Source organism: Laceyella sacchari, assembly GCF_024927925.1.
Classification (GTDB): Bacteria; Bacillota; Bacilli; order Thermoactinomycetales; family Thermoactinomycetaceae; genus Laceyella; species Laceyella sacchari.
The window spans coordinates 2,975,425-2,997,274 of sequence record NZ_CP103866.1; the positions used below are offsets into that span (position 1 = coordinate 2,975,425).

The 21,850-nt window shown below is 42.9% G+C and carries 21 protein-coding genes and 1 tRNA gene; 10 read left to right on the forward strand and 12 right to left on the reverse strand.

What is annotated here, in order from left to right; genetic code table 11:
- Positions 1–212: 212 nt before the first annotated feature.
- Positions 213–1,817, forward strand: coding sequence for an MDR family MFS transporter (locus NYR52_RS14600; protein WP_259435918.1), 1,605 nt, complete (start codon positions 213–215; stop codon positions 1,815–1,817).
- A 184-nt stretch (positions 1,818–2,001) separates the two neighbouring features.
- Entirely contained in the window at positions 2,002–2,409 is a 408-nt protein-coding gene (locus NYR52_RS14605) for a YjdF family protein (protein WP_132221339.1), read from the forward strand.
- Between the two features lie 235 nt (positions 2,410–2,644).
- Here NYR52_RS14605 and NYR52_RS14610 read toward each other — a convergent pair whose 3' ends face one another.
- Together NYR52_RS14610 and NYR52_RS14615 are read right to left on the reverse strand one after the other, a co-directional pair.
- Positions 2,645–2,875 (reverse strand): hypothetical protein, encoded by a 231-nt coding sequence (locus NYR52_RS14610; protein ID WP_022737193.1) that lies wholly within the window; start codon positions 2,873–2,875, stop codon positions 2,645–2,647.
- 1,974 nt (positions 2,876–4,849) lie between these two features.
- A tRNA-Ala gene (locus NYR52_RS14615) sits at positions 4,850–4,925 on the reverse strand.
- A gap of 249 nt (positions 4,926–5,174) precedes the next feature.
- On the opposite strand from NYR52_RS14615, the gene NYR52_RS14620 reads away from it, so the two are divergent.
- Positions 5,175–5,954 carry a 2OG-Fe dioxygenase family protein gene (locus tag NYR52_RS14620; RefSeq protein WP_132221366.1) on the forward strand — a complete coding sequence of 260 codons (780 nt, stop codon included), beginning with the start codon at positions 5,175–5,177 and terminating at the stop codon, positions 5,952–5,954.
- An 81-nt stretch (positions 5,955–6,035) separates the two neighbouring features.
- On the opposite strand, the gene NYR52_RS14625 is transcribed toward NYR52_RS14620, so the two are convergent.
- The 4 genes from NYR52_RS14625 to NYR52_RS14640 form a co-directional block, all read right to left on the reverse strand.
- A complete protein-coding gene (locus NYR52_RS14625; protein WP_259435919.1) occupies positions 6,036–7,136 on the reverse strand; it encodes a hypothetical protein in 1,101 nt (366 codons plus the stop codon).
- Positions 7,137–7,157: 21 nt separating this feature from the next.
- Complete coding sequence (locus NYR52_RS14630; RefSeq protein ID WP_259435920.1) at positions 7,158–8,441, reverse strand: hypothetical protein; 1,284 nt, start codon at positions 8,439–8,441, stop codon at positions 7,158–7,160.
- Between the two features lie 229 nt (positions 8,442–8,670).
- Complete coding sequence (locus NYR52_RS14635; RefSeq protein ID WP_259435921.1) at positions 8,671–9,555, reverse strand: phosphate/phosphite/phosphonate ABC transporter substrate-binding protein; 885 nt, start codon at positions 9,553–9,555, stop codon at positions 8,671–8,673.
- A gap of 429 nt (positions 9,556–9,984) precedes the next feature.
- Positions 9,985–10,863: a YvbJ-related protein gene (locus tag NYR52_RS14640; protein WP_259435922.1), complete on the reverse strand. Its 879-nt coding sequence runs from the start codon at positions 10,861–10,863 to the stop codon at positions 9,985–9,987.
- 589 nt (positions 10,864–11,452) lie between these two features.
- On the opposite strand from NYR52_RS14640, the gene NYR52_RS14645 reads away from it, so the two are divergent.
- The 5 genes from NYR52_RS14645 (at position 11,453) to NYR52_RS14665 (ending at position 14,170) form a co-directional block, all read left to right on the forward strand.
- Positions 11,453–12,058: a hypothetical protein gene (locus tag NYR52_RS14645; RefSeq protein WP_259435923.1), complete on the forward strand. Its 606-nt coding sequence runs from the start codon at positions 11,453–11,455 to the stop codon at positions 12,056–12,058.
- A gap of 101 nt (positions 12,059–12,159) precedes the next feature.
- Positions 12,160–12,771 carry a hypothetical protein gene (locus tag NYR52_RS14650; RefSeq protein ID WP_132221378.1) on the forward strand — a complete coding sequence of 204 codons (612 nt, stop codon included), beginning with the start codon at positions 12,160–12,162 and terminating at the stop codon, positions 12,769–12,771.
- A 323-nt stretch (positions 12,772–13,094) separates the two neighbouring features.
- Positions 13,095–13,352 (forward strand): CdiA C-terminal domain-containing protein, encoded by a 258-nt coding sequence (locus NYR52_RS14655; protein WP_259436774.1) that lies wholly within the window; start codon positions 13,095–13,097, stop codon positions 13,350–13,352.
- A gap of 7 nt (positions 13,353–13,359) precedes the next feature.
- Positions 13,360–13,617 (forward strand): hypothetical protein, encoded by a 258-nt coding sequence (locus NYR52_RS14660; protein WP_259435924.1) that lies wholly within the window; start codon positions 13,360–13,362, stop codon positions 13,615–13,617.
- 163 nt (positions 13,618–13,780) lie between these two features.
- Positions 13,781–14,170 (forward strand): hypothetical protein, encoded by a 390-nt coding sequence (locus NYR52_RS14665; protein ID WP_259435925.1) that lies wholly within the window; start codon positions 13,781–13,783, stop codon positions 14,168–14,170.
- A gap of 4 nt (positions 14,171–14,174) precedes the next feature.
- On the opposite strand, the gene NYR52_RS14670 is transcribed toward NYR52_RS14665, so the two are convergent.
- Positions 14,175–15,015, reverse strand: a protein-coding gene (locus NYR52_RS14670; RefSeq protein WP_375163159.1) for an IS5 family transposase whose coding sequence is annotated in 2 segments (ribosomal slippage) — positions 14,175–14,678 and positions 14,680–15,015 — 840 coding nt in all. Because the reading frame shifts where the segments join, the coding sequence is not laid out codon by codon here.
- Between the two features lie 719 nt (positions 15,016–15,734).
- Here NYR52_RS14670 and NYR52_RS14675 point away from each other — a divergent pair.
- Positions 15,735–16,373 carry a hypothetical protein gene (locus tag NYR52_RS14675; RefSeq protein ID WP_259435926.1) on the forward strand — a complete coding sequence of 213 codons (639 nt, stop codon included), beginning with the start codon at positions 15,735–15,737 and terminating at the stop codon, positions 16,371–16,373.
- A 197-nt stretch (positions 16,374–16,570) separates the two neighbouring features.
- On the opposite strand, the gene NYR52_RS14680 is transcribed toward NYR52_RS14675, so the two are convergent.
- Both NYR52_RS14680 and glpT read right to left on the reverse strand, forming a co-directional pair.
- Positions 16,571–17,491, reverse strand: a complete 921-nt coding sequence (locus NYR52_RS14680; RefSeq protein ID WP_259435927.1) for a glycerophosphodiester phosphodiesterase — start codon at positions 17,489–17,491, stop codon at positions 16,571–16,573.
- Positions 17,492–17,530: 39 nt separating this feature from the next.
- Positions 17,531–18,880 (reverse strand): glycerol-3-phosphate transporter, encoded by a 1,350-nt coding sequence (glpT, locus tag NYR52_RS14685; protein WP_102993455.1) that lies wholly within the window; start codon positions 18,878–18,880, stop codon positions 17,531–17,533.
- A gap of 375 nt (positions 18,881–19,255) precedes the next feature.
- Here glpT and NYR52_RS14690 point away from each other — a divergent pair, with 375 nt between their 5' ends.
- Positions 19,256–19,786 carry a DinB family protein gene (locus NYR52_RS14690; protein WP_259435928.1) on the forward strand — a complete coding sequence of 177 codons (531 nt, stop codon included), beginning with the start codon at positions 19,256–19,258 and terminating at the stop codon, positions 19,784–19,786.
- 146 nt (positions 19,787–19,932) lie between these two features.
- On the opposite strand, the gene NYR52_RS14695 is transcribed toward NYR52_RS14690, so the two are convergent.
- The 3 genes from NYR52_RS14695 to NYR52_RS14705 all read right to left on the reverse strand — a co-directional run bounded on the left by NYR52_RS14695 (position 19,933) and on the right by NYR52_RS14705 (position 21,688).
- Entirely contained in the window at positions 19,933–20,187 is a 255-nt protein-coding gene (locus NYR52_RS14695; RefSeq protein ID WP_211341911.1) for a hypothetical protein, read from the reverse strand.
- Between the two features lie 190 nt (positions 20,188–20,377).
- Positions 20,378–20,995, reverse strand: coding sequence for a PH domain-containing protein (locus NYR52_RS14700; RefSeq protein ID WP_132221388.1), 618 nt, complete (start codon positions 20,993–20,995; stop codon positions 20,378–20,380).
- A 186-nt stretch (positions 20,996–21,181) separates the two neighbouring features.
- Entirely contained in the window at positions 21,182–21,688 is a 507-nt protein-coding gene (locus tag NYR52_RS14705) for a TlpA family protein disulfide reductase (protein ID WP_259435929.1), read from the reverse strand.
- Between the last annotated feature and the right edge of the window lie 162 nt (positions 21,689–21,850).

Below are 21,850 nucleotides of genomic sequence, written 5' to 3' on the forward strand. Positions count from 1 at the left end.
CATATTATAATCAATATACATTTATTTTGACAATACTTTATTCAAATTTATTTTGACAATACTTTATTCAAATTTATTTTAAAAATTATGTTAAACCTGTTTTCGATAGGCAACCGCTAAGACGGACCTAAATTTTTATAAAAAAATTTAATCATCATTTAGTTTGAAATGGTATAATATAATAATATATTGTGCAGGAAGGAGTTGTTATAATGGAGTATCTAAGTCAGCGCAAAAAACTAATTGTAATGCTGGCGATTATGTCCGCTTTGTTTTTTGCCTCACTCAATCAAACTATCATCGGCACCGCTTTACCAACCATTGTGGCCCAATTAGGCGGAGCAGATTATTTTGACTGGGTGTTTACCATCAATATGTTGGCTTCTGCCATCACCGTCATAATCGTTGGTAAACTGTCGGACATTTATGGCCGGAGAAGTTTTTTGCTGTATGGCTTGGGGGTATTGATTCTTGGGTGCGTTTTGTGCGGCACCGCCAAAACCATGTTTCAATTGATCCTTTACAGGGGAGTACAAGGTATAGGTGAAGGCATGGTCATGTCAACAGTCTTCACTTCAGTTGGTGACTTGTTCGCACCGCGGGAACGGGGAAAATGGCAAGGTATGCTAGGCGCTACATTTGGTCTGACAAGCATATTGGGCCCCTCCATCGGCGGATTTATCGTCCACCATTGGAGCTGGCCATGGATTTTCTGGGTTTTCCTTCCCGTTGGGATCATTTCGCTTTTTCTGATTTTGTCCTTGTATCCCAAAACCGACTTTCATCAACGGGAAGCTGTTGACTATTGGGGCGCATTTGCCTTGATCGCCATGATGCTGCCTATGATGTTTGCGTTATCATTTGGCGGTAAAGCATATGCCTGGACCTCTCCGTTGATATTGTCATTACTGGGAATGACCATCCTTTCATTCTCTGTCTTTCTCATCATCGAGAGCAAAGTGGAAAGTCCAATGGTTCCACTCAATCTGTTCAAAAACAGCATTTTCACTTTGTCCAATATCGTCTCATTCGGGATTGGGATCGGGATGTTCGGCACGATTATGTACATTCCGTTCTTGGCCCAAGGTGTACTGGGAACCGATTCTTCCAAAACGGGCATGATCATGATGTCCTTGATCATCAGCATGATGGTCTTTAGCACCATCAGCGGCCAGATTGTGAGTAAGACAGGAAAGTACAAAGTACTGTCTATATTCGGGTTGGTAACGATGACCGGAGCATCTTATTTGCTCTATCTCAGTGATCCAAGCACAACACCGCTGACGCTGGTTTCCAAACTTGTCCTGTTTGGAATCGGATTGGGTATTTGCTTCCCGATCTTTAGTTTGACCGCACAAAATGCTTTGGAACATCGCTATCTGGGAGTAGCCACATCAACCAACCAGCTATTCCGCCAATTAGGGGGAACCGTGGGTGTTGCGATTATGGGTACCATCATGTCAACGCAACTTAACGAAAAATTGACCCATATCCCACTTTTAGATAAAATAACAAATAGCCGCGTGCAATTAGATGGTTCCCATTACGAATCAACTTTAAAAGCCCTGTTGGATCCGCAGAAGCTAGGAGAAATCCGTGCGCACCTGCCATCCGCTCAAATGGCCCAATTCGATCATCTGGTGATGGAGCTTCGCCATACCATCGACGAAGCGATTGGTGGGATTTTCCTTTTTATCATGCTTTCACTTTTGGTTTGTGTCGTTTTATCCTTTTTTATCAAGGAAATCGAGTTGCGAACAGTCAACACACCTGAATCTGCTGAAAACACCGAAACTAATTCAACCTCAACTGCATGAGGTAACATATCAGTTGTTACGCTTCCAATCTATTAATTCTAATTCATAAAAGGAATGAAAAATCACATAACTGGTTGGTAGTCCAGTTACATTAGGAGTCGACTCCTAATGCAGTATCCTTGCCCCCTCGGGCTCGTCCATCATTCCTTTCACATTCACAATTTTTTTAGAGGGGGAACCTGAAATGAAGCTAACCGTTTATCATGACGGTCAATTTTGGGTTGGAGTTATTGAAGAAACCGTCGACAGCAAATTACGTGCAGGCCAAGTTATTTTTGGATCAGAGCCGAAAGACACTGAAATCCTCGATTTTGTCAACAAAAAATTGCTGTCGTACATCGAAAAACGCAGATTCCAAGTAGAAATAGAAAAGAAAGAGAAAAAAGTCAACCCCAAACGCCTCGCTCGCCAAGTGGCCAAAGAGATGCAACAAAAAGGGGTCTCCAACTATGCCCATGAGGCAATGCAATTGGAACTGCAAGAGCGCAAAAAAGAACGAAAAATAATAAGCAAAGAGGAGAAAGAAGCATTGGCTAGGAAAAAAAGAGAAATGAAAATTGCCAAAAGAAAAGCAAAACATAAAGGTCGATAGATTTTTAATCTGTCTGCCTTTATGTACGTCCCCCCAGTATTCTCAATATGCCTATTTATCCTCCAGCCGTTGTTCTCCAAAACAACAAATGATCATCTGTGTTTTCCTCCATTTTCACCTTTACATACCACGAATGACCAGCTTCCCCATGCATTCACTCCCATTAAAACCCATCCCATATAGCTTGATTAAGCTCATATGTCAATGACAAAGAGTATCCCTACGCATTCAGTTCTCATTTGATCCCCTTTTTCAATTCCATTTCTCCCAGAATGATGTAACTAACCCCAATTAGTAAAGCAATAAAACTTGCGATTTTCAACTCATCCCCTATAAAGTCAAGGAATATGGGAAAATTGGAACCCACTGAAACTTTAGTATTTAAAATGGCAGCGGCAATATAGCGAGTTGTAAATAAAATTGAGGATATCAGACAAAAAATCGCTCCTGTTAAAATCCTGTACATACAAAAACCTCCTAACGATGATTATTGATGAAACATCAAGTTAACCAAACCATTTTAATAATTGCTTCTTAGACAATATTAATTAGTTCCATCTATAATAAAATCTCATTTAAATATATATACGAATCGTTACAAAAGTTTTTAGAATAATCAATCATCTTATCGAAGAATATGAACATACTTCTACTCATCTGTTTAAAATCGCAGAATTACTGTAACATATTTTCATCAATAGAAATTCATGAAATATCTTCCCCATAAAGATACTCTTTGTTTTACTTCCACTCAGATCTGTCTACAATGATTGCAAAATGTTTTTGCTCATAATTATCCACTTAGAAAAGTTTAGATATAATGTAAAAAAATGTTTGATTTCCCTAAAATATAATCCAATTGCATATACCATTCAATGATCCCAAATATTTACCTACTTAAGTGCAAGTCCACAAGATACAGTCAAATTTCAGCGATAAATAACATTATTGTTTTCGTAAAATTTTAGAAACGATTATATATTATATTGAGAATGCTGAAGAGCTCCAAGATGGCTTAGTAACAGATAAAGCCATTATTGATAAGTATATAAAACTGGCTCAGCCTGAGAAAAAGAAATTTGAAGAAAATTTCCCTAACAGTGTCAAAAACAATAATATTATAACGGTATACTTTAATAATAAACAAGGAAAAAGTTTTTTTGGAGTTCAATTTGATTCGAATACAATTAAAATCAAAAATACAATTTCATTGATATTCATATCAAAAGAAAATAATAAAGCTGAAGTGTTTACAACTTTAAACGGAGTAAAAACTTCTCACTACAATATGGAAAATAGCAAAGTAATCAGTGGATGGATTCTTAATAATGGGAAAAACTAGATACTGTTAAATTCTATAAGGATATAGAACAACAAAATTCTATTACAACTAGAGTTACACCTTGTATGAAGAAATGTATATTAAATGCCGGAGTTCCAGAAGCCGTACACGTCGCAATTGCAATTGCCTGTGGTACCGCATGCAAAGTCTGGGCAACTTGCCTTATTTGCCTAACATTTTATGCCGGGGTATATGGAGGCAAAGTTACGGCATGTGCCAAAAAGTGCCCAAAACCCAAAAGCACGATAGGATTATCTTGCACAGTAAATGGTTGAATATTAAACACCATAAATGAAGAGTGCAATAATTGAATTCGTGAGGTGGGCTAAATTTTTCGGTCAAAATCTCGGGGACTTATGGGATTTAGTGATTTACGCAGCCGTGATGTTATTAACAATTTCTTTTTTAAATACATATTCCCCCAAAAAATAACACTCTTTTGCTAAAAACAGATAGCCAGATGCTTGGCTCCGTTTAACAGATGAGTATGACTATTTTATTGAATTGATTAATTGAAAAAGCAAAAGAAAGTTTCTCTTCTTTAAAACGGAACGAAATTAATAAATTGGTCATTATAAATAAAAAAAGAAGTTTCTTTTCTCTAAAACAGAACGAGAAATTTGAAGAATGTTATCCTTTATATCATCTGGATGGAAAAATTATTAATACAGTTAACTTTGTAGTTGCCATCTATCACTTATTAATACGCCCAATTACCACTCAAATATGGAAGGAAATAGGTATACGTTCGATAAAAAAGGAGTTAAGTCAACTAGATCGTTAAGTCTCTCGATCAGAACCTCTTGTAGACGGTTTTGCCGGAACACAGGTATGGTTGCAATCTTGTTTGCAACCATACGCTGTCTTAATCCTTTCTAAGTGTAATGCGCATCATTTGGTATGACTACGACCTTGACCACATTCATCATAGAGGCCAAATCACATTCATGAAGTGGCATTTTCTCTTGGTACTCTAATGCCTTCTATCGCATTCTACTTACCTTAAGTGTGTGGTCAAAATGTGGTCAAACGGCCATTTTCAGCCCCATTCCATTATCTGAGAACAGCAAAAAACCGCGAGATTTCGCGGTTTGTCTTTGGTGGAGCATAGCGGGCTCGAACCGCTGACCTCTACACTGCCAGTGTAGCGCTCTCCCAGCTGAGCTAATGCCCCGTGTTCAATTGACTACAATAGTTATTGTATCCAGATGGAACACCAATGTCAACAACAAAATATCCATTCCGGAAAAGTTATTTTCTTTTACTATTGAAATATATTATCCACCTGAGTCGAGTTACAATCCCACCTCGGTTTCTTCCTTTCATCACAGCAGGCCCCTCGATCATCCCAAGATTCAGACTTTGCAAAATTCCCCTCTGCATCTATGCGGCATGGTATGATGCTTACAGGAGGTTTGTCGACATGGAAAAGTTACTCACTCAATCTAAACCATTACAAGAAAACGGGTTCATTCGTTTCGACCTTAAACAATTGTGGTCATATCCGACACTGGGAGAAGAGTTGTCACAATTGCAACAGGCGTTCGCCGATCTGCCGCCTGATCCTTATGCACCGAATCACACACGTTTCCGCCGCTATTCTCGGGCTATTATCTTGCCGTGGGATGGCACTTTTTACTGGCTACCAAACCATGTCCGGGAAGATGGCGTGGAAGTCTGCGAATATTTTCAAGGGACCTTCAATGCCGAACATGTGGATACCTACCGGGCATTCGCGCCGCTGTCTGAAGCCACAAAGGCAAATCCCCTGTTACATAACATCATCCTCCATGATTATGAGCAAACGTTTTGGGATACGCGCGAATTGGTGATGCCCATTCATGTCGGTGTGCATTTGGTCAATTTTCTTGTGAAACCGGGCGAAGAAGCATTCGCATCCCCCAACCACATCCATCAGGACGGCGAGCCGTTCACATTTGCTCATCTGATCACATACCGCAATGTGAAGGGTGGCCTTAATGCCATTGCCCATCCTGACTGTACTGGCAAGCAGTTGGATGAGGTTCCGGAACATCTGATTCACACGCGATTCACGTTGACCGAACCCCTGGACTCTTACGGCGTTTGCGACAGGATGGTCAGCCACTATGTCAGCCCTGTCACTTGCGGCCCCAACGGCAACATCGCTGAGCGCGGCATGTTGCTGATCGATTATACGCCGACGGTGATTGCAATCACATAAGATAGCGTAATTGAATGGAGAAAAAAGTTCCATTAGCAAACGATAAAAAAGCCCACGGCAGGTTGTTCCGTGGGCTTTTTACTAATAGAGCAAATCTTCCAGATTGAATTCGTCTGATTTTTTCTTTTGCAATTCTTGCTTGTGCCACTTTGCATCGGCGACGGCCACTTTGTTTAATTGCATCGTATCATTATAGCTGAGCACCGCCACATGCTCTCCCAATTGGTAATAAGATTGCTTCACTTCTCTTTTGACCGGATTGCCAAACACCTTATTCACTCCGGCAATTTTCCAATGATTATCTTTTTGCTCCACTTCGATTCGTGTCAGTCTGTCTTCATGGAAAGTTAATCTGATCGCTCGATTCTTGTATTCATAACCGATGCGTTTGATTTTCTGCTCTTTATCTTGCTCTTCATACACCAAGTCCTTGCCGCAGGTGGTCAGCACCTGGTCATAAGAAGCACCCAAAGCGCCACAACCATATGCCGGCAAATCCCCAGCCTGCATGTATTGCTTCAGCTTTTGCGCTGCGGATTCCCCACCAGCCAAGGGCAGCTCTTTATCCGGGCTCGCTTTGTATTCCTTTTGCAACGCCGGAACGGATTTGTTCTCTCCCTTTGGTCTGATGTTGCTTCCTTCCAAGCGGATGGTGCGCAACAACCGCTTGTCTGGATCATACACGAAGGTCACTTTGTTCTTGCCCACAGGATAGGCATATTCGCTCACTTCATCATTAAGTCCATTGTGTTTTGTGTCATTGAACTCTTTTTTTACCTTATTGAAAGTCACCTGTGAGAAAGCAGGATCAGTCACTTCCATCTCCGTCAACACTTCATTGGTGAAGAAATACGTCACCGACCGACCTGCTTCCCCTTTGATCCGCACTTCATGTCTCAATTCAAACGGGGCAGTCGTCGATTGCGAACGCAATTGATACACATAGTTGGGGCACTCTTTCATCACTTCATCCAAGTGATCCCCCAGTGCGCCGCAATCGCCGTAGATCAATTCATTCTTCTGCGCCAATCGTTTTGTCTTCACCTCTACCGGCTCATTACCGGCAATCTGCATCACCCATTGGTTGGTTTGATCCTCGAACGCAATCAGAATTATACTCAAGATCCCCGGGATCAACAGCACGCCAAAGATCGCGGACAACCATTTCTTTTTTTTCGACATGATCATTTCCCTCCCTTGCCATTAACGATAGGTTTGTTTCTCTTTAAACTCCCTTTTGATATAGCCAAAATTCGGCTCAAACATATCAGCTCGGCGCAACCAGATGTCTTGGCACTTGTTTTCGCTGAAAGAGAACGTAATCTCTTTCCCATCTATCTTGTATGTAAGATAAAGGGATTTGCTATCTAAGAACGTACTTTCTTTCTCCTGCATCGGCTTACCAAACACTTGCTTCACTTGTTCTGGGGTGATAGCGAGCGAAGGTCTCTCCACCGTTTTAAAATTTTTCTCAGAATAAGAGAAAGTGTTCACAGAAATGGAAGCCAATACTCCACGATAAAACTTGGTCTTGATCTCTCTGTTTTTAAAGGCCCAATTCACATATTGAGTTTCTTCTCCCATGTCGTAACCCTTTGCAGATACGAGGGCGCCACACTTCTTGTATACCTCTGCCAAACTGCTTCCCAACGGGCCACAGTCGTAATTGATCATGTCCCCTTTGTCAAAGGCGGCCTTCAGCTTGAGCACCGCATCCATGCCGCCACTCGCTTCTTTGTGAGCAGGTGCCCGATGAACTCGGTTATAAGGATCATACTTCTTGACATAAGGGTATTGTTTGGGATCTTCTAACTCGATTTGTAACAACTTTTTGTTATCCTTGCGAACAGTAAATTTTAATTCTTGTCCGCCTTCCATGTTGTATGTGTATGTTTGCGTTTTGATTTTCTCTTTGCCCTCTGTTTTCTCAAATTCAAACGGCTTATTATTTGTTACGCCAAACGTGCGCTGGATATCGTCCAACGTCGTCGACTGAAACATGTTGTCAAGCACAGAGATCCGTTTCAATCTCTCATTATTAAAATCAAGTAAAATGATATGATGATCGCCTTTTTGATAGCCCAGAGTTTGAGTTATCGCATCAGAGAGGAGCGTTCTTCTACTCAATGCAGGTTCACCACAGTTGTCCACCACACCGCGCACGGTAGAGCCTAACACACCGCAATCGTAATGGATCAAGTTCCCATCTTTAACCAATCGTTTCAATTGATCCATCTCGGTTTCTTTCGCCTGTTCTATTCCCAACAGATCCCATACCCATTCTTTTGCTTTTCCCTCGTATGCCGTCAATACGATCGACATCACCGTAGGAATGAGAATCACCCCGAACAAAAACGAGAAAAAGCGCTTCAAACGCTTGCGCTTCGGCTTGTCCCGATTTACCGGCTTGTACTCCAGTGCATCTTCAACCTTCTCTTGCATCAAATCATCATTGATATCATCCGACACAAAGCGACGGCCCATCATACTCACTCCTTTTCCATGTTTCTCCTGACATTCCTTCATTTTAGCAGAAAACCAAACTAAAAACAGTTGCAAAAATTAAAATAAAAAATGAAAAGACACTCTTTCCTTATTGGATGAGTGCCTATGTTCCGGTCACGTCCCACCAGTAAACCATTTGGGGACGTTTCTATGGGATAAGCGCATAGAACAAGGCGACAAGACCATATTCCCGCTTGCCGCCTTACTAAAACTATCGATTTAACGTATAGCCTGCGTCAATCAAAAACATCGCATCACGTACGGACTGATACATCCCGCGATCCGCCTTAACATATTTGGCCAATCCCAAATCCTCCACCGCATCCGGTTCGCGGGCGTGAGCCGTAAGCAAGGCTTCGGTCAACTTCGCCCGCAACTGGGCATCCATCTCCGGGTGGGCAGCGATGGGTGAGCCAGGAATTAACTCTGATTTCCAAAGAATGGTCAAATCATCTGGGCTGATCTCTCCGCTTTTCAGCATTTGCTCATAGGATTGATTGTCCAGCGCCCCTGCCACAGCCCGGCCGCTCTTCACCGCTTTCGCCACCGCGTCATGACTTCCCATGAACCGTGCTTCACTGAAGAATTGGTGCGACTGGATATGCAATAATTGAAAGTAGGCATTGGGCATCAAAAAGCCGGATGTGGATGTGCGATCCACGAATGCAAACGGCTTGTCCCGCAAGTCTGCGATCGAAGTGATGCCATTGCCCCGGCGGGTGACAATCAAGCTACGGTATCCACTTCCCGTTTTTGGATATGATTCCATCACCAAAGGAACGGCGCCGATTTCTTTCTCCGCTTTCACAAAAGAATAAGCACCAAACAGGGCGAAATCAATCTTCCGTTCCTTCATTGCCGCAATCACGTCGTCATAATTGTTCGGCATATACAATTCAATGTCAACGCTCAGCTCTTTCTCCAAATAAGCAATAAGGCTCTCATAACGCTCGCGCATCTCCGCCGGATCCCCTTTGGGTACAACGCCCATGCGCAAAGTGACATCACTCTTGGCACCCGCCAACGAGCTGCAACCTGCTAACACAATTAATAGAATCAAACCGGATAATAACCAGATAAGTCCTTGACGTTTCATACCTTCCGCCTCCCGCAGTTACAGGGGTCATCATATCCCTTGAACCAGTGTAAGGGAAGATCCCCAAAAACACACGAACAAAATCCCCCTTTCATTCCGTTTATTACCATTTTCGAGCACTTCAAAAAAGCCTCAGGACTTGACTGACCAGTCAAATCAAGCGATGGCGCAAATAAAGGATTTTTTTTGAAATGATATGGGTATATGCCTAGGAGACCGCCTAATGAATAAAAACAGCTGAAGAAGCCACATTCAAAAACCTTTTCATCACTTCAAAGCCTGAAAAGGCTCATTGGGTACAAGGTTTACTACTGGTGGTCGTAGATTGTAAACTATACACCTCCTTCCCATTTATGATATAAGATTCTTCTCTCAATTTACCTTTTCTGCTTCTTTCTACATGTCCACTACACTTGTACCAGATGTACATCAATCAAAAGAAGTTACTACCGGCTTTCCTTTTTGCTCGGCCACAGCGATCGTTCTGTCAGTGGACACATCATTATTGATTATCCATTTTTGTTGATCCTTATCATAATAAAGGTGAATCTCTCGCACTGGATCTCCATCGAAAGAATCGGAGGGATCGCGGAATGTTTGCATCATTTCGACAATGACAGAAAACTCTTCATTTCCGCTGTATGTAGCGTTCACTTTCCCATCCAAATAGATCTTGGTGCCTTTAATATCTATGCGTAACCCTGGGTCGGCGTTCTCGATTTTCAACCGCAGCTTGTCCATTTCATACGCTTCCCAGTCAACATTCTTCATCAGGGAAGGATCATGCCGATTAATGGCATCTTCTTTTTGCTTGGCATAGGTGTTTATCACTTGCACCAAGGTGTGGGCAACTTCCTTCGAGTTTACCCATTGTTCATGTTGTTGCGCGCGTTTGTCTTCCTCTATAAAATAATCGCTTGCTACACCAAGGATGCTAAACACTTGCACACATCCTCCCACATTCAAAAACAAGAGAAAAACAAGGCCCCACTTAAACAATTTGTCATGTGTTTGATACTTGAAGACCATCCGCCCGATTAAGGTTCCCAATGCCCCACCGAGCAGAGACCATAAAAACAGACGCCCTCCGGAAGGTCGGAAATAGGCAAAAGTTCTCAACCGTTCTTCTTCTTCAATTGATTCTTGATTCCGCTCCCGCCCCACCAGGAGGAAACAGTACACATTAATAAAGATGACATATAATACAGGGATGACATAGAAAAACACAGTCGGTCCCATTCCATTGAAAAAGAAAAAAAACAATACCAGCGGAAAGATAATCGAAACAACACAGATGGCTAAAAACATAAATAGACATCCATGAAAACGTGATACACCTGGATCTCGTGACATCATGCTATCCTCCACTCCCACTGCATCTTTGTATCAAGATACATTTAACAACCGTTGTATTGCAAAGAAAATCTATGCATGCAATACTGATTGTTATAAAAACAAATATATTATAACTGATTTTGTCATTCTAACATGAATTTATTCGTATGCTTAGCCTTTTCTATCTCCACAATCTAATGAACAGCCCACCTTCATTAATTCCTCTCCATTCTTTTTCGCACAATAATTTATTTTTTTCCAAAAAACGATCACAATATATAAACACGTTGAACTTTATTCAAAATAATTATAAATTGTATATGTTATATAATTAACAATTTTAAATGCGTAGAGAACATATGACTTGAGTGCTTGGAGTACATTCAAGGATGACCTGGCAAAAACCACTGTGTCCTTTATTCGTGCTTTCAATAAAAATGTTCAGGTGTATTACGAAAAAGAGCTCATTCTCAAGTTTGCCTTGGTCGAAAAAAACGGGAACTAATATATATACTAATGAGACAATACGTCATTGAAACCTTACAGAAAGATGTGATGAAAAATGGCACGACGTGTCTGGCGGTATGACTATGGACTTGGAACGATTTATGCCGAGTTGGACAAAAGCAAAACCTCGATGATGGATCTAATTCAGAAAGCATTCGCTATTGCAGATGACTTCGGATATATCAGTCGAGTCGAAATCACCACTGAATCAATTGGCGAAGATGCATTTGTTGAACAATATAATGTACAAGGAACAGGAGCATTTAAACCAATCGATCAGTTACATATCACAACTAAAGCCCCAACTGAAGAATTCATTGCATTTATAGAAAAACATCCTGATGTTAGAAAGCTTAATTTCTCATTAAGTACAACCGGAGTAGATGATCATGGTCGCACTGTTCTTATAGGTGGAGCCGTAAATCTGACTATCTATCTTGAACATGACGAAGAGTGGGGCATGAACATCTTTATCAATACAGATATTTTCATCCCCTTGTTTTGGATCAAAGATGCCCGCACAGAAGCAATGGCCGAAACTAACGCTCCTGTCCTGAAACGATTACTTGAAAATTGCTTAACCCGCTTCCCTGTCACCGAATGGGAGTGGTTAGACACCTTGCATTACACAGAAACATATCTCAATCTATCCGTTAAGTAAACTACTATCAACAGCGAGGCAAACATGTATCAACTAATAAGTTATACACTGCACATCGTGAAGATGATACAGCGACCCTATACAGAAAGGTGTGATGAAAATTGGCAATACGTATCTGGCGTTATAACTATGGTCTTGGAACAATCTATGCCGAGCTGGACAAAAGCAAAACCTCGATGATGGACATAATCAAGAATGCATTCGCCATAGCGGAAGATTTTGGATTTATCAGTCGAGTCGAAATAGCTACTGAATCAATCGGTGAAGATGCATTTGTTGAACAATATAATGTGCAAGGAACAGGAGCGTTTAAACCAATCGATCAGTTACATATCACTACCAAAGCCCCGACTGAAGAGTTTTTAACCTTTATAAAAAAACACCCTGATGTCAATGAACTTTGCTTCTCATTAAGCACAACAGGAATAAACGATAAGGGCCAGACTGTTCTAATAGGCGGAGCCGTGGATCTAATCATTTATCTCAACCCCGACGAAGAGTGGGGGATGAACATATTTATCAATACAGATATTTTCGTCCCTTTGTCTCGGGTAAAAGATTCTTGTACTGAAGCAATGGCAGAAACAAATGCCCCTGTCCTGAAACGATTGCTTGAAAACTGCTTAACACTCTTTCCTGTCACCGAGTGGGAGTGGCTTGACACCCTATATTATACGGAAACGTATCTAAACCTTTCCGTAAAGAACAAGTAACCTACTATCTAATAGCAAGACGAACATCTATTGACACCTAAGCTACCTGTTTATCGAGATGCTGCACAGACCAAACTTGATTGGGAAGCTCACAGAGTAGCCTCTTTTGAAGACAGAATGCAGGCGCTCAGACCTTATCTTACAGGCTACGCGGAAGAAAAATTCATTAACTTTAGAAATAATTCTTCTAGCAAAAAAATGAAGCAGCTTGGCTGGGAACGGTCGGTGAGATCGAGTTCCTAGAGCGTCAAGTTTTTGAAAATAAACAGATCGTTGAAGTATTAGAAGACGACCGTGATATACACATTTATCCAGATACCAAAATTTCAAACCCTGATTTTCGAATTGAACAAGAAATATATGAAGTGAAAGGGATCAATAGCACTTCAGGAAAAAGCGCAATCACTGGTCAATTGAAAAAAGCCAATAAGCAAATAAAAAACTCCGGCTACGATATGCCTACTTATACTGATGATCAACAGCCACAGGGAATTGCATCTCTTCAATTTATTGAGAAAGAGCTAAAGCTGTCGCTTCGACTTTTACCAAACCAAACCGGAAGCCGAGCGCAACCGGATTGAGCAGGAAATGCAGGATCAGAAGAAAAAGAAAACCGCTCCAGTAAAAGAAAGAACAACAGAAGACACTTCAGATGGGTGGATTTCGCTGAGTGATGTTATTGATGAAATCACTGAGCTTGATTTGACTGCAATGGAATCTAAGCAAGAGAAAGAAGCGGAGTCCATCAAAGCGGCTTTGGCCGAAATTGAGCGTGAGTTGGGTGAGTTGGATGATTTGAAGAAGTCTGGATTATTTGCAGTGAACAACAACCAATCTGCAGGTTAATAACACCAAAGGCAGGAACAACCATGTTTGTTATGGTTTCCTGTCTCCGAGCGTAAAAAGCTCTTTAAGGAAACTTTTGTCGATTTCTACATCATCTGAAATATTCACAAAAACATATTTTAGATTATAATTGAATTATTAAATTAAAAAGGTGTGATGAAAATTGGCAATACGTGTATGGCGTTATAACTACGGACTTGGAACGATTTATGCCGAGTTGGACAAAAGCAAAACCTCGATAATGGATCTGAGTCAAAAAGTATTCAGTGTAGCAGAAGACTTCGGATATATCAATCGAGTTGAAGTAACCACCGAATCAATCGGTGATGACGCTTTTGTTGAAACCTATAATTTACAAGGGGTAGAACCATTTGAACAACCAATTGAAAAGTTGAATATTACTACCAAAACACCGACAAAAGAACTCATTGCGTTTGTAGAAAAAAATCACGATGTCAGCAGGCTTTACTTCTCCTTATGCACCACCGGTATAAATGAATATGGAAACACCGTTCTTTTGGGACGTGCCGTACAACTAGGGCGTGTCTGGTGAATGATTAATTGAGCCACATGATCAAGGAAATCAAGGTAATGGCGGCACAAAAATAAACCGCCCGTTTTTCATAACGAGTGGCGAAGCCACGCCATTGCTTCAGGCGGTTAATACAGCGTCCAATCACGTTTCGGCGTGAATATTGTTCTTTGTTGAAGGTCAGAGGACGCCCCGGCTTTTTGGCCCGACGCTCCGCCTGATCTCTGCGTTCGGGGATGGTATGGGAAATCCCACGTTTTTGAAGAAATCGACGACAAGACGGATAACTGTAGCCGCGATCGGCAATCAGATGATCCGGCCTCTTGCGAGGCCTTCCTTTTCCCAAACAGGGAACGGAAATGGAATCGAGTAATGCTTGTAATTGGGTACAGTCATGCTGTTGACCGGGAGTGATTGTAAAAGCAAGCGGTCGACCTTTTCCGTCACAAGCAAGATGGATTTTGGTCGTCAGACCTCCGCGGCTTCGTCCGAGTGCCTCATTCTGGAAGCGAGGGTCCCCCTTTTTTCGGCGCGCCTGCGGCGTGCTGATGAGCTCGGACAATCGTGCTGTCAACGAAAACAACCCAATCGACATCGGAAACGGCGTGGGAGTAAGTCTGAACATGCTTAAGCAAGCGATCCCACGTCCCATCCTTTTGCCAACGTGTAAAACGATAGTAGCAAGTTTTCCAAGAACCATAACGTGCAGGCAGATCCCGCCAGGGAGCTCCCGTCCCAAACTTCCACAGGATTCCGTTCAAAATGGTTCGGTGGTCTTTCCACTGTCCGCCTCGTTTCCCATTCGAAGGCAATAAAGGCTCGATCTTTTCCCAAGCCTCATCTGTAATCTCATAACGCCGTCTCATCATGATGTCTCCTTGCTTTTGTTGTTATGAACATTCTAACAGGAAATCATGATGGATTCACCAGACACGCCCTAGTCCTCTTTCTTGAACCTGACGAGGAGTGGTGGATTAATATCCATATTAATACTGACATTTTCGTTCCATTCTTTTGGGAAAAAAATGACTGCACAGAAGCAATGGCACAAAAAAACGCCCCCATCCTGAAGCAATTGCTTGAGAATTGCTTAACCCGCTTCCCTGTCACCGAGTGGGAGTGGCTTGACCCTCTGCCTTATATGGAAGAATATCTCAAACTATCCGTTAAGTAATCTACTATCAACAGCGAGGCGAACATCTATTGACATCTAAGCTACCTGTTTATCGAGACGCTACACAGACCAAACTTGATTGGGAAGCCCACAGAACAGCCTCTTTTGAAAACAGAATGCAGGCGCTCAGACAATAATCTTGATTTGAAACAATTGGCGAAACCGACTTATTGGAGCAAAATGCTATTGAAAACAAACAGATGTTAAAATGTTAGAAGATAACCGTAACGAAAAATTTTGTCCTAGAGTCAATGTTTCAAACCCAGACATGGATTAGGTATTATTCTTGGCTAACAGTTATTAACTTGACAACATGTTAATCCAACTGATCAAGGTTAGCTTGCTTAAAAATCACATCGTTTTAAAATCATATGAATATAGTAAATATCAATGATATAGGAGCCGATCCAAATGGAAAGACTCTATCATCGGCATGATCCCTCTATAGCAGGAGCAATCTATGTTGAAATAGACAAACACAAAACAACAAACTTAGATCTCATTCATAAAATATTCTTGGCCGCTCAATCATTTGGATATGTAAGTTATATAGAAATGGTTACAGTTTCTGCTGGTGACGATGCATTTAGAAAATCCTTCAATGTACAAGAGACACGAACTTTGGCCTCGCACAATCAAATGAAAGTAACCACATCACATCCAACCGAAGATCTGGTTTCCTTTATAGAGCAAAATGGCGATATCACCGAAATGCACATTGATTTGGGAACTACTTGTTATAATGACAATTTCGAATGGGAAGTATTTGGAGAAGCCATCACACTCTCATTCTATACCGAGGCTGACGGAGAAGATTGGGGGCTATATATCAAGGTAAACACAGATATCTTTGTACCATTCCGCTGGATCCGTGATAAACGAACAGAGGAAATGGCACGAATGAACGCACCCAAACTAAAACAACTCATCCAAGAAATTATCAGTCTTTTGCCCATAACCCAATGGGAATGGGAAGAGTATAAAGATTTTGTGATAGCGTATTTAGAAGGAAACATGTTTGCATCAGACAATAAAATATCTCACCTTTAAAACATGCCAAAATTAACAGGATGATTAGTTACGATAGCATTAACTGAAACCATAGCAAAAGAAAGTAATCAACCACAACTAATCCAATACTTAAAGAGTCAGCAAGGAAAAAATTAACATTGTGATGCCGACCAAAAAAAACTCTTCTCACAAGCTTGTGAGAAGAGTTTTTTTCACCGTCCTGGATCTTCCGGCAGCTAGTTGCAATTCTTTTTTAAAAGGTCGGTCAAGCGGTCGGCGTAGTTGGTGAACATGCCGGTCGCGCCCCAATCGAGCATGCGCTTCATATCCGGTTTTTCGTTGACGGTGTAAGGGTGGAACAGCAAGCCACTCTTGCGCACCTTTTGGACGTACGCGCGGTCAATGCGGTCGAAGTTGGCACCAACCCCGATGGCGTAGGTTTTGATCTCATCCAGTTCCCGTTTCGTGATGTGGCCTTGTTCGTTTTCATACCACAGCAGGGTAACCAAGGGGATCTCTGGGTTTAGGGCATGGATTTTTTTCAAGCTTTCTGGGCTGAAAGATTGGATGATCACCTTTCCACGCTTGGCGTGCTTGCCAATGAGTCGATGAGCTTCCAAGGTCTTCAGCAATTTTTCTTCCATGCCCGGGTAGATTTCCGGCGCTTTGGTTTCGATGTAGTAATTGGCACTGTGGCCAAAATGGTGAAGCACTTCATCAAGCGTCGGTACTTTTAATCCTTTGTAGTCCGGCTTCGCTTTATCCGGATATGCTTCGTTGAACCATGATCCGGCATCCAACCGCTTGATTTCGGCCAAGGTGTGATCTTTGACCAACCCGGTGCCGTTCGTGGTCCGATCCAGCGTTTCATCGTGCATGGCGATGAGGTGGCCGTCTTTGGTCATCTGCAAATCGATTTCAATGTAGTCCGCTTTCATCTTTTTCGCCAGCTGATAAGCGACGATGGTATGCTCAGGCGCATGGCCGGAAGCCCCCCGATGGGCCACATTCAGGATCCGGTCGGGTGACAAAAGATCCTTGTGTCCTTTGCCCGCCAGAGCTGCATCTGGTGCGGCAAAAGCGCTGGTCACCCCGACTGCAAAGCTGAGTCCTAATGCGGCAATGGTCATGGCTACACGTTTCATTGACTTTTTCATTAGCTGTTCCCCCATTGATGTCAGTAGTCAAATGACGGTTTAAACCGTTTTTTGCTCAGATTTGCCTGTGTTCCATGTCAGAGCCAAGAAAAGGATGGCTAAAACACAAGAAACAACCAACAGTGTAAACATCCCATCCCAACCAAAGCCGTCAACGACATAGCCAACAATGGCGCTGGCGAAAGCGGTTCCAAAGAGGTACCCAAAAAATCCAGTCAAGCCAGCCGCGGTGCCTGCAGCTTTTTTGGGCACCAAGTCCAATGCGTGCAAACCAATCATCATAACTGGACCATAAATCAAGAACCCGATCGCTACCAGGGCAATGTTATCCAACAAGGGATTGCCCGCCGGATTTAGCCAGTAGATTAATACCGCGATCAATACGCCGGCCATGAATATGACACTTGCCGGTGCGCGCCGCCCTTTGAACAGCTTGTCGCTCATCCATCCGCTCAGCAGCATGCCTGGAATGCCAGCATATTCATACAGGAAGTACGCCCATCTAGAACCCTCTGGAGAAAAGCCCTTCGCTTCCGTGAGATAAGTGGGTGCCCAGTCGATGACACCATAGCGTACAAAATACACAAAGATATTGGCGAGGGCGATATACCACAAGAACTTGTTGTTCAACACATACTTGAACAGAATTTCCTTCGTGGTCAAATCCTTGTCGTAATCTTCGTTTTCGCTTCCTTGCGGATAGTCGTTTTTGTATTCTTCAATCGGCGGCAAGCCTACCGACTGCGGCGTGTCGCGTACTGTCAATAAGATGAACAGGGCGATCACCAGCGCAATCATCGCCGGGAAGAAGAACACGCTTTTCCAGGTGGCGAAAATCGCGATGCCTAGTGTCATCAACGGAGCCACCAGCCCGCCCCCAATATTATGGGCGATGTTCCACAAAGACATTTTTGTGCCCCGTTCACTGATGGAAAACCAATGCACCACCGTTTTTCCGCTAGGGGGCCATCCCATGCCTTGCGCCCAGCCGTTTAAAAACATCAGCACAAACATCACTGTGATGCTGGATGTAATAGCGGGAATCAAACCGAACGCCATGTTGATCAGAGCTGATAAAATAAGGCCCGTCGCTAGGAAGTACCTGGGGTTGCTCCGGTCGGAAACGATCCCCATCAAAAACTTGCTGATACCATATGCGATGGAAATGGCTGACAGCACCAGTCCCAACTCACCTTTGGAGAAGCCTTCCCGCACCAAATCGGGAATGGCCAGGGAAAAGTTTTTCCGCACCAAATAATAGCCAGCATAACCAATAAAAATGCCCAAAAACACTTGTAGCCGAAGCCGACGATAAGTTGAATCAATCTTATCCGCTGGCAACCTCTCAATATGAGGAGCTGGCTTGAACAATGTCAATAGCCAATTCATCGGCAATTCCCTCCCATGCTAAATATTGGGATGAAAAAAAGAGACCACAAATACAACCCTTTTGCAACGTCGCAAAGAGTTTAAATTAGTGGTCTCCTATCCTCATCACCATTATTAACTTACAAATACAGAAACGATCTAAGCGCTTCCAACTTTCTTTTATGTTAAGTGATTTTATGTCAAGAATGCAACAATTTTTTTACCGTCGGCCAATCCAATGATTTCCGATGGCTTGGCCGCATGCATATGGATTGGTCAATTGAAACTACTTCATCAAGGTAGGCCAAGCGTTTCAGGTAATGGACACAATTGCTCATCGTGAAGCGGATTACGATTGTTATAATGAAGGCAACTACGACCAAGGGAGACAATCAGATGGAAACGAAGGAAATTCTGGAGAAATATGAAGAACTAGCCGGCTACTACATGGACGAATTGGACAAATACTCATGGGAATTGTTTACACTGAAGCCATCAGCAACAGAATGGTCACTCGGTGAGATGTACAATCACCTCATCGAAACGGGCTTTTTACAATTGGCATCACTCCAAGCCTGCGCCACGGCACCGGAAAACCGCAAATTAAAAAAAACGTGGGTAGGCAAATGGGTGTATATGACAGGTGCTATTCCCCCGATTAAAGCCAAAGTGCCACCATCGGCCGAACACACCTCCCAGCAGCCCCGCTCCCGAGAAGAACTTCGACAAAAGCTGGAGCAATTGTCAGCACAAATGAAAGCAATCGCCCCCACCATTGACTCCATCTCGCCTGATCGCAAGGTAAAACACCCGTATTTCGGCTATATCAACGCCCAAGAATGGTATCATCACATCGTGATGCATTTCGCCCACCATTTGCGGCAAAAGAAACGGCTGGACGAGTTTATCGCCGCTCACGAGGCGTAAGGCTCGCTATTTTTTGCGCCCAAGCAAAAAACTCCCATCCGAACCATAGATGGAAAAAAGGGAAATGCCACACAGCTAGAGTGCGTGGCACTTCCCGTCATATACCGGCGAAAGCGCGCCTTCCCATTGGTATGCCAATCAAACGGTCACCCCCGGTTTGTCACCAACGCCATCGTCAAACCGAAGACCGACAACATCAAAAAGACATACAGCACCTTTTGCGCGAGTGAAAAGTCAGACAGTTTGCGCGGAAACAAAGCGGCAAGCTTCGTCCAGACCACCATCGCGAATCCGACTCCCAAGAGATGCGCAAAAAACGCTTGTTTCAGCAGCAGAGCCAAGACAAAAGCCAGAAACAGGAGCCCCACTCCCCACATCCGACTCCTCGGATCATCCACCATCGTCCGCTCCCTTCACAGTTCATCCGCTCTTGCAAACGCTTTCGATTAGGAACTTTTATATTTATTTTCGCGCATCTAGTGCTTCATTTCAATCGTTATCTTATGTTCCTCGCTCCAAGTCGGCCCCTTTGTTCACCTAAAAAAAACCCGTGATCGAGCTTTCGATGCACGGGCGGACAAGAATCCATTATCAGTTGTTGATGTAACGATCAAACACAAAGCCGAAATCTGTCACCATGTAACGACTTCTTGTGCTGGCGAGCCAATCAAACGCGATTTGGTTCAATTCCTTAAATTGTTGGCTGAGCATGCCTTCTGTACTTCTGATTTGGCTCAGGGTGTTGGAGGCCATCTCGATGCTCTTTCTGGACAAGCCCAGCAATGCTTCGCTGTCCGCCTGCACCATGGAGATGCGAACGAGTGATTTGTACAAGTCTTTCAACTCATTAATATGTTTTTTATGTACATCGATCGAGTACTCCACGTTTTTGCCGAGCATAAACTTGATCTCCGCGTCCATATCCATCACGCCAGCAGTTTCCAAGGTAACATTGGAGATGCGATAGTTGCAGTAGTCGTACCGGTACAGTGTGCGTTTTTTGCTCGATGCGCTGGTTCCATCCAGGTGAATCAACGCTCTGTTGGTGAAGCAATACTCATCGGCCTTCGACTTGATGAGGAAGTAGATCCGCTCATTATCTTCATGCATCACATAATCGTCGGTATCTACCTTGTTATAATCTTCCGGCTTAATTACAATCCCCACATCGCTCAGGCCAAGTACATCAGATGCCACTTTTCCTAACATGTTACCATTCCCTTCCTTTGTGTCATGCGATTTTTTAAAAGCTATGAAATCATGACTTTGACACCTATTATACTATTATCTCATCTTCTTACGACATAGATTTATCCGTTATGAAACGAAACAAAACCTATTGAAAAAAGATAGTTATCCTTCTTTGCCACACCCGTTCATCTCTGTCTCAGGATTCTACTTGACCTGCGCACGCAACCATGCTTCTGTATCGGCCGGACGCACACCTTTAACAATCCGCTCGATTTTCCCGTCCCGATTAATAAAATAAGTGGTCGGAATCACTTGAATTTGATACTGGTTTGATACACGGTCTTGTGTATCCATCACCACAGGAAACCAAATCCCATAATCTTTGGCAAAGAATTGGGCTGATTTTACATCATCCCGTTTCGTCCAATTGACAAACACAAACTCCACTTGCGAACCGTACTTTCGATGCCACTCCACCAACAGCGGGGCCTCCTTATGGCAAGGATCGCACCACGTGGTGAAAAAACTGATAATCGCTGGTTTGCCTTTGGCATGGCTGTATACGTATTTTTGACCGTCAATGGTCTCAAGCGTAAAAGCGGGTGCCGGGTCCCCTGGGCCGAGTTCTGATGAGCCTGGCAATCCCTTCTGCAAGATGGCGATGCCAACCAAAATCAAGAGTAAAGCCCCTATGAAAATTGATTTCTTCATTGTCTCCATTCTCCTATCGTGTCCAGCCTATCCATTTTCTAATATAGAAGAAATCTCATCCAAGAGAAAGATAACCATTCAGCGGTGGCGCCCCTCCCCGCTTGACGTACCCGCCCCTCATAGTAAATATCGTGTTTTAATCACGATCAATCATGTGGAAAA

What these genes read in the sequence shown, in the direction of transcription:
- NYR52_RS14605 (WP_132221339.1), top strand. Translation starts at nt 2,002, where the DNA reads ATGAAGCTAACCGTTTATCATGACGGTCAATTTTGGGTTGGAGTTATT.
- NYR52_RS14675 (WP_259435926.1), top strand. Translation starts at nt 15,735, where the DNA reads ATGGAAAGACTCTATCATCGGCATGATCCCTCTATAGCAGGAGCAATC.
- NYR52_RS14600 (WP_259435918.1), top strand. Translation starts at nt 213, where the DNA reads ATGGAGTATCTAAGTCAGCGCAAAAAACTAATTGTAATGCTGGCGATT.
- NYR52_RS14660 (WP_259435924.1), top strand. Translation starts at nt 13,360, where the DNA reads ATGCAGGATCAGAAGAAAAAGAAAACCGCTCCAGTAAAAGAAAGAACA.
- glpT (WP_102993455.1), bottom strand. Translation starts at nt 18,880, where the DNA reads ATGAATTGGCTATTGACATTGTTCAAGCCAGCTCCTCATATTGAGAGG.
- NYR52_RS14635 (WP_259435921.1), bottom strand. Translation starts at nt 9,555, where the DNA reads ATGAAACGTCAAGGACTTATCTGGTTATTATCCGGTTTGATTCTATTA.
- NYR52_RS14680 (WP_259435927.1), bottom strand. Translation starts at nt 17,491, where the DNA reads ATGAAAAAGTCAATGAAACGTGTAGCCATGACCATTGCCGCATTAGGA.
- NYR52_RS14630 (WP_259435920.1), bottom strand. Translation starts at nt 8,441, where the DNA reads ATGATGGGCCGTCGCTTTGTGTCGGATGATATCAATGATGATTTGATG.
- NYR52_RS14625 (WP_259435919.1), bottom strand. Translation starts at nt 7,136, where the DNA reads ATGTCGAAAAAAAAGAAATGGTTGTCCGCGATCTTTGGCGTGCTGTTG.
- NYR52_RS14620 (WP_132221366.1), top strand. Translation starts at nt 5,175, where the DNA reads ATGGAAAAGTTACTCACTCAATCTAAACCATTACAAGAAAACGGGTTC.
- NYR52_RS14645 (WP_259435923.1), top strand. Translation starts at nt 11,453, where the DNA reads ATGGCACGACGTGTCTGGCGGTATGACTATGGACTTGGAACGATTTAT.
- NYR52_RS14640 (WP_259435922.1), bottom strand. Translation starts at nt 10,863, where the DNA reads ATGTTTTTAGCCATCTGTGTTGTTTCGATTATCTTTCCGCTGGTATTG.
- NYR52_RS14700 (WP_132221388.1), bottom strand. Translation starts at nt 20,995, where the DNA reads ATGTTAGGAAAAGTGGCATCTGATGTACTTGGCCTGAGCGATGTGGGG.
- NYR52_RS14695 (WP_211341911.1), bottom strand. Translation starts at nt 20,187, where the DNA reads ATGGTGGATGATCCGAGGAGTCGGATGTGGGGAGTGGGGCTCCTGTTT.
- NYR52_RS14690 (WP_259435928.1), top strand. Translation starts at nt 19,256, where the DNA reads ATGGAAACGAAGGAAATTCTGGAGAAATATGAAGAACTAGCCGGCTAC.
- NYR52_RS14610 (WP_022737193.1), bottom strand. Translation starts at nt 2,875, where the DNA reads ATGTACAGGATTTTAACAGGAGCGATTTTTTGTCTGATATCCTCAATT.
- NYR52_RS14705 (WP_259435929.1), bottom strand. Translation starts at nt 21,688, where the DNA reads ATGAAGAAATCAATTTTCATAGGGGCTTTACTCTTGATTTTGGTTGGC.